Source organism: Pseudomonas saxonica (genome assembly GCF_007858365.1).
In the GTDB taxonomy this organism is placed as follows: Bacteria; Pseudomonadota; Gammaproteobacteria; order Pseudomonadales; family Pseudomonadaceae; genus Aquipseudomonas; species Aquipseudomonas saxonica.
Genome location: NZ_VFIO01000006.1, coordinates 182,465 through 197,946 on the forward strand (window position 1 = coordinate 182,465; position 15,482 = coordinate 197,946).

Genomic DNA, 15,482 nt, shown 5'->3' on the forward strand with positions numbered 1-15,482 from the left:
TTTTTAGCCCCCGTACAGCTCTACATCCAGCCCAACCAACTCCAGTACGTCGCGCCAAACAACAACATCAGCAAGTAGCCTACCGCCGTAACAATCAGCCCAACCTTGGCAAACTGTTTGGCGGTAAAGGTTTGCGTACCGAGACAGACCATGTTTTGTGGCGCATTGATGGGCAAAATAAATCCGTAGCTGACCACAAAGCCGAGCAACATGGTCATGCCTAACCGATTGAATTCCCCCGGCAGGGTTTGCAGCACGGCAATCAAAATCGGCAACAGCGCCGAGGTCAAGGCCGTTGCACTGGCAAAGCCCAAGTGAATCAGAATCAGAAACGCGCCCAGAATGGCGAAAATCCCCAACGGCCCGACCTGATCCAGCCCGGTATTTTCAACTACCTGAGCACCCAACCATTGTCCGGCTTGGGTGGTCAGTAACGCAGTACCCAAACTGATCCCGACCCCGAACACAATGACCGTGCCCCACGGGATACGCGACTGAACGTCTTTCCAGGTCATTACGCCGTAGCGCGGCAACAGTAAAAACACCAACCCAGCGTAGGTCGTCGAGGTGGTGTCAAAGCTGTGCAGTTTGCCTTCTGTGGCCCATGCCAGCAGCAAGGCGATGGAGACCGCCATCAAGCGTTTCTGCGGCGCCGTCATCGGGCCCAATTCGGCCAGCGATTGTTCAACCGCTTCCTTGCCACCGGGAATGCTGTCGCTTTCCGGTGGCAGCATCTTAAGCACCACAAACAGCAACACCGCCGACATGATGATGGCCCACGGCGCCCCTGCAATCAGCCAGTCGAGCCAGTTCACCCGTTCGCCGAGCATTTTGTCCATAAAGCCCACGGTCAGCAGGTTCTGCGCAGCGGCGGTTTGAATCCCGACGTTCCAGATGCTGGTGCCTTGAGCCACGACAATCATGATGCCTGCGGCGATATTGGAGCGTTTGTCCACGCCAAACGCCAGGATCACGCCCATCATGATTGGCACCACACACGCACTGCGAGCAGTGGCACTGGGCACCACCAGGCTAAGCAGGATAGTCACCGCAATGGCGCCCAGCAAAATGCGCCGGGTACTGGTGCCGATACGCGACAGCGTCACCAACGCAATACGCCGGTCCAGTCCGGTATGGGTCATGGCGGCGGCAATGAACAAGGCGCCGGCTACCAGCGCCAGCGCGGCATTGGAGAACCCGGTCAAGGCCATGGTGATGCCGGCATTGGTGCCATACAGCTTGCTCGGGTCTTGCAATGTGGGGGCCATGCCAATCAAGAACGCCATGAGCGACGTGATCATGATCGCACTGGCTTCGTAGGACACCGCCTCGGTGATCCACACCACTACGGCGAAAGCCAGAATTGCCAGCATGCGATGCCCGGCAACGGGCAAGTCGGCGGGCAATGGCAAGAGCAGCACCCCCACCATCACCAATACGGCAATCACCAGGCCCAAGGGCAGCTTCATTTTTGCCGCGGATGGCTGCGGTGTAGTTGTGGGGGCGTTCATGGCCTTCTCCTGATCCCTGAAAACGCATGGAGCATAGGCTAAGAGTGAGGCAATGGCCTTGATACGGGTCAAGCACACTCACCCGGCGCAGACTACTTGGTCAGGCGCACTTCCTTGGACGGCCTATAGCCAAAGTACGCGCTGTAGCATTTGCTGAAATGACTGGGTGAAACAAACCCGCAGGCCACCAACACATCGACCTGCGACAGCTCAGTGTGTTGCAACAACCGCCGCGCTTCCGTGATGCGCAGTTCCAGGTAATAGCGCTGTGGCGTAGTGCCCAACTGCTCTTTGAACAAACGTTCGAGCTGACGTCGAGAACGCCCCACGTAGACAGCCAATTGCTCCAGCTCCAGCGGCTCTTCCAGGTTGGCATCCATCAACTTGACGACTTCACGCAACGGCGCACTCACGCAAATATTTTCGGCAGGTTTGATGCGCCGATAGCGTGATTCTTCGAACGCGAGAATATCCTCAATTCCCTCGATCAACGCCTTGTCATGCAGCCCCTTGATCCAGGCCAACGCCATCTGAAAGGCCCCCGTGGGGCTTGAGGCTGTCAGTCGATCACGATCAATCACAAAAGACTCGCTGGTGACCTGTGCGGTCTTGGCGACTTCCGCCAATGCAGGACGGTGTTCGGGATGAATGGCGCATCGGTAACCGTCAAGCAGTCCGGCGCAGGCCAGAAACCAGGCGCCGTTCCATAAACCGCCTAAGCTGACCTTGGCCTGTGCAGCCGCCCTGAGCAGGCACGTCAGTTCGTCGTTGGTTTTCAATTCAGTGCGGTAGCCACCGCAAATAACCAGCAAGTCCAGTTCGTTCACCATCGCCGGACTAATCCGCGCATCCGGTCTGATCACCAGCCCCAAGTCACTCACCACCTCGCCATCACTCAATCCATAAGTACGCGATGAGAACAGCCCGGCGCGCAGCAAGTTGGCAGTAATAATCGTGTCCAGTGCCTGGGTAAATGCGGGCAGCGAAAAATGTTCAAGCAACACAAAACCCGTGCGTACCAGCGGGCCCGTTGTGCTGGGTGTGTCTTTCACAAAGCGCAGGTTTTTGCCCTGCATGCCGCCGCTGAATTGACGTCGCTCGGTCAAGATCCGATCCATTTTCTGAGGTGGGCGATCACGCATTTAGATGCGTTTACTTGTTGGCGCCATGCTAACCGCCATCCCGCTAAAAAGCTCCTGCTGGCGGTAAGCGAATGCTCTGAATTGCCGGCGACAAAAAAACCCGCATCACGTCCTGCTTAATGCAGTGCGTGATGCGGGTTTTCAACGACGACAGCATTTTGAACGCTGTAGATGCTTCCTTAGAGAACCGCCGCCAAACGCGAACCCTGATTAATCGCGCGCTTGGCATCCAGCTCAGCCGCCACATCCGCACCGCCAATCAGGTGTACGCTCTGCCCTGCCGCAACCAGACCGTCCTGCAACTCGCGCAAAGGATCTTGCCCGGCACAGATCACAATGTTATCGACCGCCAACAGCTGTGGCTCACCACCGCCAATACTGATATGCAAACCTTGATCGTCGATGCTCAGGTATTCAACATCGTTGAGCATGTGCACATGCTTGCTTTTGAGCCCTGCGCGATGAATCCAGCCCGTGGTCTTGCCCAGCCCTTCACCCACCTTGGTTTTTTTGCGTTGCAGCAAAAACACTTCGCGTGCCGGTGCTGGCACTTGTGGCTGGATACCGGCAACACCGCCACGGGCTTCAAGCTTGCAATCAATGCCCCACTCCTTCCAGAACGCATCGCGATTCTGGCTGGTGGCAACACCCTGATGAACCAAGAACTCGGACACATCAAAACCAATGCCGCCCGCACCGATCACAGCAACCTTGGTACCCACCGGCTTGCGCTCAAGGATGACATCCAGATAACTCAACACTTTAGGATGGTCGATGCCCGCAATCGCCGGTGTGCGCGGGGCAATGCCAGTGGCCAGAATAACTTCGTCATAGTTGGCCTCCAGCAATTGCTCAACATTGACGCGGGTGTTGAGGCATACCTCTACGCCGGTGGTTTGCAACTTGCGCTTGAAGTAACGCAGGGTTTCGAAAAACTCTTCTTTGCCCGGCACACGCTTGGCCACGTTAAATTGCCCGCCAATCTCGCTGGCCGAATCAAACAGTGTCACTTGATGGCCACGTTCCGCCGCCACGGTAGCCGCCGCCAAGCCCGCAGGGCCAGCACCGACCACGGCGATATGCTTCACCGCCACGGTCGGCAGGTAGTTCAGTTCAGTCTCATGGCACGCGCGCGGGTTGACCAGACAACTGGTGAGCTTGCCGCCAAAGGTGTGATCCAGGCAGGCCTGATTGCAGCCAATACAGGTGTTGATCTCATCACTGCGCCCCGCCGCTGCCTTGTTGACGAACTCCGGGTCGGCCAGGAATGGACGGGCCATGGACACCATGTCCGCGTCGCCCTCGGCCAATATCTGCTCGGCAATTTCCGGGGTGTTGATACGGTTCGTAGTGATCAACGGCACCTGAACCGCGCCACGCAGCTTGGCCGTTACTTTGCTGAAAGCTCCCCGGGGAACCTTGGTGGCAATGGTCGGAATACGCGCTTCGTGCCAGCCAATGCCGGTGTTGATCAGCGTGGCACCCACCTGCTCCACCGCTTGCGCCAACTGCACGATTTCTTCCCAGACGCTGCCACCGGCGACCAGGTCGAGCATCGACAGGCGATAAATGATAATGAAGTTCGGGCCAACGGCTTCTCTCACACGACGCACGATTTCCACCGGCAGACGCATGCGGTTTTCGTAGCTGCCGCCCCAGCGGTCGGTGCGATGGTTGGTCTGAGCCGCCAGAAACTGGTTAATCAGATACCCCTCAGAACCCATGATCTCAACGCCATCGTAGCCCGCACTCTGAGCCAATTTGGCGCAGGTTACGAAGTCACTGATCTGCTTCTCGATACCGGCTTCGTCCAGCTCTTTGGGAGTGAACGGGTTAATGGGCGCTTGAAGCGCGCTGGGGGCTACTTGCCGCGGGCTGTAAGCGTAACGCCCGGCGTGGAGGATTTGCAGGCATATCTTGCCCCCGGCATCATGTACCGCGCGAGTCACGACCACGTGTTTTTCTGCTTCTTCAACCGTGCTCAACTTGGCCGCGCCGCTGTACACACCGCCCTCATCATTAGGCGCAATGCCGCCTGTGACGATCAGGCCGACGCCGCCTCTGGCCCGCTCGGCAAAGTAAGCCGCCATGCGCTCAAAGCCGCCGGGCTTTTCTTCCAGACCGGTGTGCATCGAGCCCATCAGGGTACGGTTGCGCAACGTGGTAAAGCCCAAATCCAACGGGGCCATCAAATGCGGGTAAGGCTGGGCAATCATCAGGTCGCTCCACAACAAATCGTTCACGGAACGAGGAGGCTCTGCGGCCCCCGTCGTTGAATATCAGGCACATTAAAGACCTGACACCGCTCGCTCAATGCCCCAAAGTGACAAAATAATAACCTTACTGCACACCGCCCTCCCCTCATTCCGGTTCAGGGTAGGCAGCAAATACTGACTTGACCTCCAAATACTCCTCAAAGCCAAAGCGCCCCCACTCACGACCGTTACCGGATTGTTTATAGCCGCCAAACGGTGCCGAATTATCTGCCTTGCTGCCATTGAGGTGAACCATGCCGGTACGCAACTGACGGGCCACTTGCAATGCACGTTCGGTACTGCCCGCCGTCACATAGCCCGACAGCCCGTAAACCGTGTCGTTGGCCATGTCGATGGCGTGGGCTTCGCTGTCATACGGCATGATCGCCAGCACCGGGCCAAATACCTCTTCTTGAGCGATCAGCATGCCCGGCTCTACGTCGGCAAAGATCGTCGGTTGCACATACAGCCCATGCTCATAGCCCTTTGGCCGCCCCATACCGCCGACAACCAAGCGTGAGCCTTGACTGATCGCTTCGCCGATCAGCGCCTGAACACGCTCGAATTGTGCGTGGTTGGCCACCGGGCCCAGGGCCGTGAGCGGATTTGAATCATCGAAACAGACTTCACTGACGACTTGCCGGGCTATCTCGATCACCCGAGCCTGTAATGCTCTGGGCACCAGCATGCGCGTCGGGGCGTTACACGATTGCCCACTGTTGCGCAGACAACCGAGCACGCCGTGGCGAACCGCCGCGGTCAGGTCGGCGTCGGGCAAGATGATGTTTGGCGATTTGCCTCCCAGCTCCTGCGCCACGCGCTTGACCGTATCGGCGGACGCCTTGGCCACCGCTACACCAGCGCGAGTCGAGCCGGTGAAAGACATCATGTCAATGCCGGGGTGACGTGAGAGTGCCTCGCCAACCACCGGCCCCTCACCATTGATGAGGTTGAAGACACCTTTGGGTACACCGGCTTCGTGCAGAATCCGGGCAAAAATCAGCGCCGACAAAGGCGCACGCTCGCTGGGTTTGAGCACCACCGTGCAGCCTGCGGCCATTGCCGGGGCGACTTTGCACGTCATCTGGTTCAGCGGCCAATTCCAGGGCGTAATCAAGCCACACACACCGATCGGCTCGCGAGTGATCAGGGTCGACCCGCAGACCTGGTCAAAACGGTAATCGCGCAATACCTCGAATGCTCGCTGCAAATGCCCCTTGCCGGCGGGCACATGGGCACTGCGAGCCAATGACAGGGGCGCCCCCATTTCCAGGTGAACGGCCTGAGCCAACTCTTCGGCACAGTGCTCGTACCCCTGGATGATCGCCGCCAGTACCTCCAGCCGATCCGCCCGCGCAGACACTGACCACGTTGAAAACGCCATGCGTGCCGCTTGCACGGCACGCTGCACGTCTTCGGCATCACCAAGAGCCAGACGCCCGATCACTTGTTCAGTCGCGGGGTCGACTACCTCAAGCGTCTGCTGACCTGAAGGCGCGCACCATTGCCCGTCGATATAGAACGTGAGCAAATCCATTTTTGCCTCCTCTTTTCAGTCGTCTCAGGCAACGCCCAAGATCGCACTGCGCAGCGTCTCGAAAATTTGTGCAACCTGATCACGGGTGATCACCAGCGGCGGCGATATAACGATGGTGTCACCTGAGCCACGCACCAGCACGCCGTGCTCGAAACAGCTTTGCGCCACGGCTGCACCGCGAGCGCCAACGGCACCTTCACGCGGTGCCAACTCAACCGCGCAGAGCAGGCCAATAGCCCGAACATCGACAACCCATTGCACCCCTTGCAAGGCCAATGCACAGGCCTGCCAAAGCGGCTCGATAGCCCGGGCCTGTTCGTTGATGCCTTGCTCGGCATGCACCTCAAGCGTGGCCAACCCCGCAGCGCAAGCCAGTGGATGGGCCGAGTACGTGTAGCCGTGCATCAACTCGATGGCATTTTCGGGGCCTTGCATAAACGCTTGATACACCGTTGCGCTGACGATCACCCCACCCATGGGCACTGCACCATTGGTCAAGCCCTTGGCCGTGGTCATGATGTCCGGCGTAACGCCCAATGCCTGCGCGGCAAAGCTGCTGCCCAGTCGGCCGAAACCCGTGATGACCTCATCAAAGATCAGCAGAATGCCGTGCCGGTCGCAGATCTCGCGCAACACTTGCAGATAACCAACAGGCGGCGGGTAAACACCGCCGGAGCCGGTCACGGGCTCAATGATGACTGCCGCCACAGTGCCCGGATCTTGAATCTCCAATAATTGAGTAAGCGCGTGGGCGTACTGCAGACCACCTTCCGGCTGGCCGGCACTGAAACGCATGCTCGCGTCATAAGGGAGCGGCAGATGAGCAACCTCACCCAGCAAAGGGCCAAAATCACGTTTCTGCCGACCGATACCCGACACGGACAGGCCACCAAAGCCCATACCGTGATACCCCTTGGCACGGCCGATAAAGCGTGTTCGGCGGCAATCACCACGGGCCTGGTGGTAAGCGCGGGCGATTTTCAGGGCGGTGTCCACGGCCTCCGACCCCGAGTTGGTAAAAAAGACCTGCTCCATGCCTGCCGGGGCAACGTCGATCAAGCGCTCGGCCATTTGCAGAGCGGCGGGATGACTCATTTTGAAGGAAGACACAAAATCCAGACGCCCGGCGGCTTCGCGAATGGCTTCGGTAATTTTTGCCTGACCGTGGCCCGCGTTCACGCACCATAGACCGGCCATGGCATCCAGCACCTGACGGCCGTCCGTGGTGGTGTAGTACATGCCTTGGGCCGAGCTGAACATCATGGCCTGCTGCTTAAACTGACGCATGGGCGTGAAAGGTGCCCAAAAGGCCATTGAATCGCGGCCACTCTCAAGGTGGGCGAGGTCAGTCATAAAAACTCCTGTGTGCTTGAACGGGGGGGAATGAAGGCACTATTGAACGGGCGTGCCGGTCAACGTAGGACGCCATAAAGGGCCAGCATTGGCATTGACGCTGCGGTCCAGAAACAATTGGCCCTGCTCCACGCGACACACCACGCGGTCACTAAAGGCCGTCTCGACAAAACGCCAGTTCATGGTGAACTCATGCTCTGCAGTCCAGCGTCCCTGAGCCACGACAGGCGTGAGGTCCGGCTGATATTGATGATGCAGATAGTTGCCGGTCATGCTGGTCTGGCTTTCAATGCCCTGCGCCAGCCCGACCGCAATTCGATGGGTGCCGCGATGATCGCTCAGGGTGAATTCACAGGCGCCAGCGCTGAAGTCGAAGCTGACATGCGTGACCTGATCTTCGTTGGGTTCAATAGCGAACCGCCCTTGCAACAGAGACCGCGCCGGGGATTCGCACGCGCCTGCGAGTTCGGGCAACTGCAGTCGCTTGATCAATGCCTGCAGCTGTTGTTCAGCAAGGCCGGGCAACCGAACAGGAGTATCCAGCGCAGGAAACAGATGCTCCCACATCAGCGTATGCAAGCGCCGTTCACCCAGGGGTAAACCACAGGTGAAGGCAATCACCGTCTGCTGGTCTGGCAACACAATGCATTGCTGCCCAAATACACCGGAGGCGTAATAACCGCCGTGACGGGTCATCCACCACTGATAGCCGTAGCCATCACGTTTGGCCACGGCCCCTTGCCCGCCTTCTTCACGGCCCAGGAACCGTTTGCCGTCGAACTCGCCCATCCACACATGCTCGACATGATTGCGGGTGGCCTCATCGACCCATTGACCAGAGAGCAGTTGCTGGCCCAGCCACTGACCGCGGTTCAAATGCAACACACCGAATTTGAGTGAATCTTCGGTGGTACAGGTCAACCCGTTGCCCCCAGTGTTATAGCCGCCGGGGGCCATGTCCCAGTCGATACGGCCCATGCCCATCGGCCTGAACAAGCGCTCGGTACACAGTTCATGCAGGGTTTTACCCGATACCCGTGTGGCAATTGCCGAGAGCATGAAACTCGAACCGCTGCTGTAGATGAAGTGCTCGCCCGGTCTGTCCGCTACCGGCTCAGCGAGAAACGCCCTGACCCAACTGTCTTGCAGACCTCGCCAGGCACCACCGGAAATGCCGCGTTGATGCCCGGTACGCATGGTCAGCAAGTCCCTGATAGTCATCGCCGCCAGGTTGTCGCTGATCACGGACGGACAATCATCCGGAAAAAATCCCACCACCTTATCGTCCAGCGACAAACACCCGTCATCGACCAACAAGCCTACTGCGGTTGCGGCCCAGCTCTTGGTGGCGGAATGCTGAACATGCGGGCGATCAGCGCGATACGGCGACCAGTAAGCCTCGGCGACTACAGCTCCGGCGCGGTAAAGCATAAAGCTGTGCAACTCCAGGCCCGCAGCATTGACCGCCTCGATAAAGTCACTGATGCCGCGAGCATCGACGCCTTTTTCGCAAGGCAACGCTCTGGGCAAGTGCATGTCTGTCATTCACGTAATCTCACTTGGAACCGGGGAACCTGAGCCTGTCCCGGCAATGTATTTAGATGACCAATAATACACAATTAAAGACCAGCAAAAGACTTCCAATGTATTTAAATGCAAAATAAATCACGCCGCATGCACAGCCCTCATGGCTTAAACCCCGTAAATACGGCACATGCACGACTGCTGGATTCAGGTATCCTTGTGTCCATTGTGTTTTTGGAACCTTAACGACAATGAGTCAGCTCACATCACTGCAAACCAAAGTCGCCGGGCAGATTCTTAATGCCATTCAGTCAGGCGACTTGCAGCCCGGTGCCCATCTCAAGGAAGTGGAGATTGCCCAACGTTTCGGTGTGTCCCGCTCACCCGTGCGCGGTGCGCTGGTCTGGCTTGCGCAACAACAGCTGATTGAGCCGCTGGCCCAGCAAGGCTTCCGCGTCCCGCTCAATGCCGTCAAAAACATCGGACTCGAAGCGCAGCAACTGCGTGGGGAAGACGAAGAACTGTATCGACGCCTGATTGATGATCGCCTGAACCAGCAACTGCCCGACCAGATCATGGAAAGCGACTTGTTGCGCCGCTATGACGTCAGCAAAGGCGTACTGCGCCGCTGCCTGCTTCGCTTGTCCGATGAGGGGGTGATGCAGCGCAAACATGGCCACGGCTGGATTTTCTTGCCCACGTTGAGCTCCAAAGAGAAGCGCTTTGAAAGCTATCGCTTTCGCATGCTGCTGGAGCCAGCGGGATTACTGGAGCCGACCTTCAAGCTCAATGCAGAACATTTTCAACGTTGCCGTGAGCGGCAGGTCGAATTGCTCGAGGGCCGGGTCGATAACAAAAGCTTCTTTGAAAGCAACGCCGAGTTTCATGAACTGCTGGCGGCGGCGTCGGGTAACACGTTTATTCTGCAAGCGGTTCAGCAACAAAACCGCTTGCGGCGCCTGACCGAATTTCACTCGGTCAATAACGTAGAACGAGTAAAAGCCTCTTGCCGGGAGCATTTGGCCATTTTGGACGCACTCGAACAGGGTGATAACCAATGGGCTTCCACGCTGCTCAAGCGCCATCTGGAAGTCGCCAGCCAGATGGGTGTAGCCCGCAGCACCGGAATGCAAACCTCTTAGCAGCTGACGAGCCGCGCGGGGCTGCGTTCGGTCGCGAAGCGATTGCAAGCCCCGATAATGGGTGGAGGCTGCGCCATCGAACGCAGCCTCGCATTACTCGACAGTTGCTGCGCAACTTCCGCTGGTGGCTGTCACCACAACGCCAGGCTATAGCCAATAATCACCCGATTCTCATCGGTGTCACGGGTGTAGTTGCTGTTCGCGGTAGCGTTCTGCCAGCGCAGCGATACGTTCTTGAACGTGCCTGATTGCACAAGATAGGTGAGCGTTGAATCACGCTCCCATTCACGCCCCTCCCCCGCAAAACCGATCACCTTTGCTTTGTCGCCCTTGGCATAGCGGGTCGAAAAGGTCAGGCCCGGAACCCCCAGTGCCGCGAAGTCGTAATCGTACCGCGCATGCCAGCTGCGCTCCCCGGTCTGGGAGAAGTTACCCAGTTGGTACTCAGTAAACAGGAACGTATTGGTGCCATCGACGTAGGTAAACGGCGTTGAACCGTACTGCCCCTGATACCCGCCACCCAGGGTATGGCCTTTATAGCTGTAGGCAACTCGCGTACTCAACGCACGGTTATCAACCTTCCCGGCCAGCCCTGCACCATCTTTACCGGCATCGAAGTAACGGATATCGGTTTTCAGTGCGCCGGGACCCATCGCAAAGCTGTTCTTCACACCCACGTAGTGCTGACGGTAGAGGTCTTGCAGTTGCGCAAACTGGTAACTCACGGTCATATCGGGAGTGAGCTTGTAATCCCCGCCGGCGTAGCGAAACTGATCACTTTTTGCCGTGCTCTTATACGCCCCGTACTGACTGGTCAGGCCCATGTCTTCATAGTCCATCGAGTCGCGTTGTTGCACTTGATCTATTTGACCAGCCGCCAGAGCCAGGTTCTTGATGTCATTGGATCTCAAGGCCGTGCCCTGGAAACTTTGGGCAAACAACCGGCTGCCGTTGGGTTGCAGCGTGGGCATGTCGGGCACCAGGTAACCGATGTTCAGATCACTCTTGGCGAACCGCACCTTGCCAGTGACGCCCAGCTTTGAATAACTGTCCTCAGCCCGTCGTGCATAGCTGGGCTTACCCGGTTCGGATGTACCGGAACGGGCCAGAATGCCGGTGCCGGAGCGATCAGGGCTGGAGTCAAGTTTGAGCCCCAGCATGCCGATGGCGTCCAGGCCAAACCCTACCGTGCCTTCGGTGTAGCCCGACTGCACTTTGAGGATAAAACCCTGCGCCCACTCTTCACGTTTGGACTGCCCGGCGTCTTCGCGGTAGTCGCGGTTGAAGTAATAGTTTTTCAATTCCAGCGCGGCGCTGCTGTCGCCAATAAAGTCTGCGTGAGCAAGACCTGGCAATAGACTTGCGCCGATCAGACCGGCCCCCGTCACGGCGTGGTTCATCGGTATTTTCATGCTGTTGGCTCCTGGCAGAAGATGATTAATAAGTTGTTTTTGTTTTCTTCGGACATGGCTACGCCCATCACGCGGATCAGCGATCCGCGCACGCTTCATGCCCTGGGGTTTAACGCATCGAGGGTGCTAAAGAGCCCCGGGCACAACGCCCGGTCTGATTCGGTAACCACCGCCTTCGATTTTTTCCAATGGGCTGGCCGCGGCCAGCAGTTGTCGGGTGTAGGGATGTTGCGGCGAATCGAACACGGCTTCACGCGTGCCGATTTCGACCACCTTGCCACGGCTCATGACGGCCACCCGATGGGCAATGCGCTCCACCGCAGACAGGTCGTGAGAGATAAACAGGCAGGCAAAACCGTATTGGCTTTGCAAGCGCTCGAACAGTTCGAGAATCTGCTTCTGGATGGTCATGTCCAGGGCGGAAATGGGTTCATCGGCAATCACCAGTTTTGGCCGTCTGACCAAGGCCCGGCCAATGGCTACCCGCTGACGTTGACCACCGGATAACTGATGCGGGAAACGCGTGGTGAAGTGCTCGGCCAAACCAATGTCCTGAAGGGTTTGACGCACCCGCTCGGCGCGGCTGGCAGCACTCATGCCCGGCTCATGGCGCAGCGGCTCGATAAGGATGTCACCGATTTTCATGCGCGGATTCAAAGATGAAAACGGATCCTGAAAAATCATCTGACACTCAAGACGATGGCTTCGGTTAGCGGCCTTGAGTATGTCCACCCCCTCAAAACGGATACTGCCCGCGCACGGTTTGATCAACCCGACCACAGAACGGCCCAAAGTGGTCTTGCCTGAACCGCTGCCCCCCACCAACGCAAGTGTCTCGCCCCGGGCGATGCTCAGGCTGGCCGAATGCACCACGCGATTGGGCTGTGACGTGCCCCAGAAACTCCTTGCTCCGGGGTGTTCTATGCACACGTTGTCGACTTCCAGCAAAGGCCTGTCTGCGTCTGGCAGCACAGGCAGAGTGCCGCGCAGAGGCAAGGCTTCGAGCAACTGACGGGTGTATTGCGCCTTGGGCGCCAGCAGGATGTCTTCAATGCTGCCCTGCTCCACCGAACGACCGTGGCGCATCACCACAACTTTGTCGGCATAACGCGCAACCAGCGAAAGGTCGTGGCTGATAAATAAAATGGCGGTGCCCTGCTCACGGGTCAACTCGAGCATCAGCTCGATCACGTCCAGTTGCGCCAGACAATCCAGCGCCGTGGTGGGCTCATCGGCTATCAACAGCGCCGGGCGCAGCAGCATCACCGAAGCGAGCATGATCCGTTGACGCATCCCGCCTGAAAATTGATGCGGGTAAGACAGCAGGCAGCCCTCGGCATCGTGGATGCCAATACGTTCCAACATCTGCACGCAGCGCTCATGAATCTGCTGCTTGTTCAGCGAGGTGTGAAGTCGCAAGGCTTCACTCATCTGCCGACCAATCGTCAGGGCCGGGTTAAGCGAGACCATAGGCTCCTGAAAGACCATGCCTACGGTAGCCCCGCGGATCTTGCGCAGAGGCTCAATGCCCAGCGTGGCCAGATCCACGCCTTGCAGATCAATGCGCCCTGCACACACGGTCATGGGCGCGGGCAGCAGGCCGATAACGGCGCGAGCGGCCATGGTCTTGCCACTGCCCGACTCGCCGACCAGCGCGACGATTTCGCCAGGGGCAACACTGAAGCTCAGATCATCGACCGCCAGCGGGCCATCGCTGCCGACACGGATGCTCAGGTGCTCTACGGACAAGAGTGTGGTTGGCTCAGTCATGCTCACTTCCTCATGCGCGGGTCGAGACGATCGCGCAAGGCATCGCCAAACAAGTTGATCGCCAGCAAGGCCAGGCAAATGAACAGGCCCGGGAACAGCCCCAGCCAGCTGGCAGAGGCGATGTAGGGACGGCTGGCGGCAAGCATATTGCCCCAGGTTGCCGCAGGCGGTGGCACGCCCAGCCCGAGGAAACTCAAGGCACTTTCAGACAGCAAGGCCCAACCGAACATGCTGGTAGCCAGCACGCACAGCGGCGCCAGACAGTTGGGCGCGATATGCCTGAACAAGGTGTACAGCTGCGAATTGCCGATCACTCGGGACGCTTCGATAAATTCCAGCTCGCGCAAAGACAGCACACTGCCGCGTACCACGCGCACCACCGAGGGGGTGTAAGCAATACCCAGCGCCAGCACAATGCCGTATTGGCTTGCACCGATAATGGCCATGATGCCCAGCGCCATCAGAATGCCGGGGAATGCCAGCAAGGCATCGTTAACCATCATCAGCAAACGGTCTGTCCAGCCGCGCATGTAGCCGGCAAGCAGGCCGATCAGGGTTCCGGCAACGACCGCCACACTGACGGAAAGCAAGCTGATCCACAGACTGGTACGCGCGCCGATCATGAGGCGACTCAGCACATCACGGCCAAATTCATCGGTGCCCAGCCAGTGCACCGCTGACGGTGGCTTAAGGCGTGCCAGCAGATCAAGACGCAATGGATCGTAGGGTGTCCAGACCAGGCCCAGCAGTGCGATGCCCACCAGCAACAGCAACAAACCGCCCCCTATTAGCGCGTTGGCTGGCGGATAGCGCCAGCTACGGCGCATCAGGCTGACAGGTTCGGCATCGGTGGCAGGCACAGAGACAGGCGGCGCCACAGGTAACTTGGCACTCATAATTTCACCCTCGGATCAAACAGCGGATAGAGCAAATCCACCAACAAGTTGACCAACACATAGATGCCGGTAATCAGCAGCAGGCAGCCCTGAAGCACGGGGTAATCGCGGGCAAAGATCGAGTCGACCATCAAACGGCCAATCCCCGGCAGGGTGAACACGGTCTCCAGTACCGCAATGCCGCCCAACAAGTTGCCCAGAATCAGGCCGATTAATGTCAAAGTCGGCGCGAAGGCATTGCGCAGCGCGTGGCGCCACAACACAGCGCCCTCCGACAACCCCTTGGCTCTGGCGTGGGTAATGTATTCCAGACGCAGCACCTCAATCGTGCTGGCCCTTGCCATACGGGCGATGGAGCCAAACTCCACCAGCGTGAGGGTCACAATCGGCAACACCAGATAGGTCAGCGCCAGCCACGGGTTGTCCCCAAAACTGACGTAGCCCACCACCGGTAACCACTCCAGTTGAATGCCGAAGACATACAGCAAGAGCAAGCCCAGCCAGAAGCTGGGAATCGACAGCAGCACCGTTGCCGAGGCCACCAGACCGAGGTCCAGTGCGCTGTTTTGCTTCCATGCGGCCAGCATGCCGACGGGCACGGCAATCAGCGTGGCCAGCAATACCGAGACCAGTACGATCTGCGCACTCACCGTAAACCGGTCAAAAATAAGCGGCAGCACCGCTTGTTGGCTGGTGATGGAAAAACCCAGGTCGCCACTGAGTACGGCCTTGATCCAAATCAGGTACTGACTCACCAGCGAATGATCCAGCCCCAGAGAGCTGCGCATGTCCGCCAGGCTCTGCGGGTCGGCCATATCGCCCAGCATCAATAGCGCTGGATCGCCCGGAATCAGCCGGATCAAGGCGAACACCATGACCGAAATCAGCAACAGGGTGGGCACGGCCATGGCGAGCCGCTGCAAAATCAAACGAAACATAA

Annotated in this window: 11 protein-coding genes; 1 reads left to right on the top strand and 10 read right to left on the bottom strand. The window is 58.3% G+C overall.

Annotated features, from left to right (window positions below):
• Nucleotides 1-20 precede the first annotated feature (20 nt).
• The 6 genes from FJD38_RS16240 to FJD38_RS16265 form a co-directional block, all read right to left on the bottom strand.
• Nucleotides 21-1,511 carry a DASS family sodium-coupled anion symporter gene (locus FJD38_RS16240; RefSeq protein WP_146386270.1) on the bottom strand — a complete coding sequence of 497 codons (1,491 nt, stop codon included), beginning with the start codon at nt 1,509-1,511 and terminating at the stop codon, nt 21-23.
• A gap of 92 nt (nt 1,512-1,603) precedes the next feature.
• The gene (locus FJD38_RS16245) at nt 1,604-2,629 is read right to left on the bottom strand and encodes a GlxA family transcriptional regulator (protein WP_146386389.1); all 1,026 of its coding nucleotides are present in this window, start codon (nt 2,627-2,629) and stop codon (nt 1,604-1,606) included.
• A gap of 203 nt (nt 2,630-2,832) precedes the next feature.
• Nucleotides 2,833-4,872: an NADPH-dependent 2,4-dienoyl-CoA reductase gene (locus FJD38_RS16250; protein ID WP_208727524.1), complete on the bottom strand. Its 2,040-nt coding sequence runs from the start codon at nt 4,870-4,872 to the stop codon at nt 2,833-2,835.
• Between the two features lie 142 nt (nt 4,873-5,014).
• Nucleotides 5,015-6,445, bottom strand: a complete 1,431-nt coding sequence (locus FJD38_RS16255; protein WP_146386274.1) for an aldehyde dehydrogenase family protein — start codon at nt 6,443-6,445, stop codon at nt 5,015-5,017.
• Between the two features lie 24 nt (nt 6,446-6,469).
• Nucleotides 6,470-7,798 carry an omega-aminotransferase AptA gene (aptA, locus tag FJD38_RS16260; RefSeq protein ID WP_146386276.1) on the bottom strand — a complete coding sequence of 443 codons (1,329 nt, stop codon included), beginning with the start codon at nt 7,796-7,798 and terminating at the stop codon, nt 6,470-6,472.
• Between the two features lie 39 nt (nt 7,799-7,837).
• A complete protein-coding gene (locus tag FJD38_RS16265) occupies nt 7,838-9,343 on the bottom strand; it encodes a serine hydrolase domain-containing protein (protein ID WP_146386278.1) in 1,506 nt (501 codons plus the stop codon).
• Nucleotides 9,344-9,573: 230 nt separating this feature from the next.
• Between FJD38_RS16265 and FJD38_RS16270 the strand changes: the two genes are divergently transcribed.
• Nucleotides 9,574-10,464 carry a GntR family transcriptional regulator gene (locus FJD38_RS16270; RefSeq protein WP_122782350.1) on the top strand — a complete coding sequence of 297 codons (891 nt, stop codon included), beginning with the start codon at nt 9,574-9,576 and terminating at the stop codon, nt 10,462-10,464.
• A gap of 131 nt (nt 10,465-10,595) precedes the next feature.
• Here FJD38_RS16270 and FJD38_RS16275 read toward each other — a convergent pair whose 3' ends face one another.
• The 4 genes from FJD38_RS16275 to FJD38_RS16290 all read right to left on the bottom strand — a co-directional run bounded on the left by FJD38_RS16275 (nt 10,596) and on the right by FJD38_RS16290 (nt 15,480).
• Entirely contained in the window at nt 10,596-11,876 is a 1,281-nt protein-coding gene (locus FJD38_RS16275) for an OprD family porin (protein WP_146386280.1), read from the bottom strand.
• A gap of 126 nt (nt 11,877-12,002) precedes the next feature.
• The gene (locus tag FJD38_RS16280) at nt 12,003-13,646 is read right to left on the bottom strand and encodes an ABC transporter ATP-binding protein (protein ID WP_146386282.1); all 1,644 of its coding nucleotides are present in this window, start codon (nt 13,644-13,646) and stop codon (nt 12,003-12,005) included.
• Nucleotides 13,647-13,648: 2 nt separating this feature from the next.
• Nucleotides 13,649-14,473 (bottom strand): ABC transporter permease, encoded by an 825-nt coding sequence (locus FJD38_RS16285; RefSeq protein ID WP_244302749.1) that lies wholly within the window; start codon nt 14,471-14,473, stop codon nt 13,649-13,651.
• Nucleotides 14,474-14,538: 65 nt separating this feature from the next.
• Entirely contained in the window at nt 14,539-15,480 is a 942-nt protein-coding gene (locus tag FJD38_RS16290; protein ID WP_146386286.1) for an ABC transporter permease, read from the bottom strand.
• Nucleotides 15,481-15,482 lie beyond the last annotated feature (2 nt).

Excerpts from the sequence above, each read along its gene's own strand:
- FJD38_RS16240 (WP_146386270.1), bottom strand. The coding sequence starts at position 1,511 with ATGAACGCCCCCACAACTACACCGCAGCCATCCGCGGCAAAAATGAAG.
- FJD38_RS16245 (WP_146386389.1), bottom strand. The coding sequence starts at position 2,629 with ATGGATCGGATCTTGACCGAGCGACGTCAATTCAGCGGCGGCATGCAG.
- FJD38_RS16255 (WP_146386274.1), bottom strand. The coding sequence starts at position 6,445 with ATGGATTTGCTCACGTTCTATATCGACGGGCAATGGTGCGCGCCTTCA.
- aptA (WP_146386276.1), bottom strand. The coding sequence starts at position 7,798 with ATGACTGACCTCGCCCACCTTGAGAGTGGCCGCGATTCAATGGCCTTT.
- FJD38_RS16265 (WP_146386278.1), bottom strand. The coding sequence starts at position 9,343 with ATGACAGACATGCACTTGCCCAGAGCGTTGCCTTGCGAAAAAGGCGTC.
- FJD38_RS16270 (WP_122782350.1), top strand. The coding sequence starts at position 9,574 with ATGAGTCAGCTCACATCACTGCAAACCAAAGTCGCCGGGCAGATTCTT.
- FJD38_RS16275 (WP_146386280.1), bottom strand. The coding sequence starts at position 11,876 with ATGAAAATACCGATGAACCACGCCGTGACGGGGGCCGGTCTGATCGGC.
- FJD38_RS16280 (WP_146386282.1), bottom strand. The coding sequence starts at position 13,646 with ATGACTGAGCCAACCACACTCTTGTCCGTAGAGCACCTGAGCATCCGT.
- FJD38_RS16285 (WP_244302749.1), bottom strand. The coding sequence starts at position 14,473 with ATGCGCCGTAGCTGGCGCTATCCGCCAGCCAACGCGCTAATAGGGGGC.
- FJD38_RS16290 (WP_146386286.1), bottom strand. The coding sequence starts at position 15,480 with ATGTTTCGTTTGATTTTGCAGCGGCTCGCCATGGCCGTGCCCACCCTG.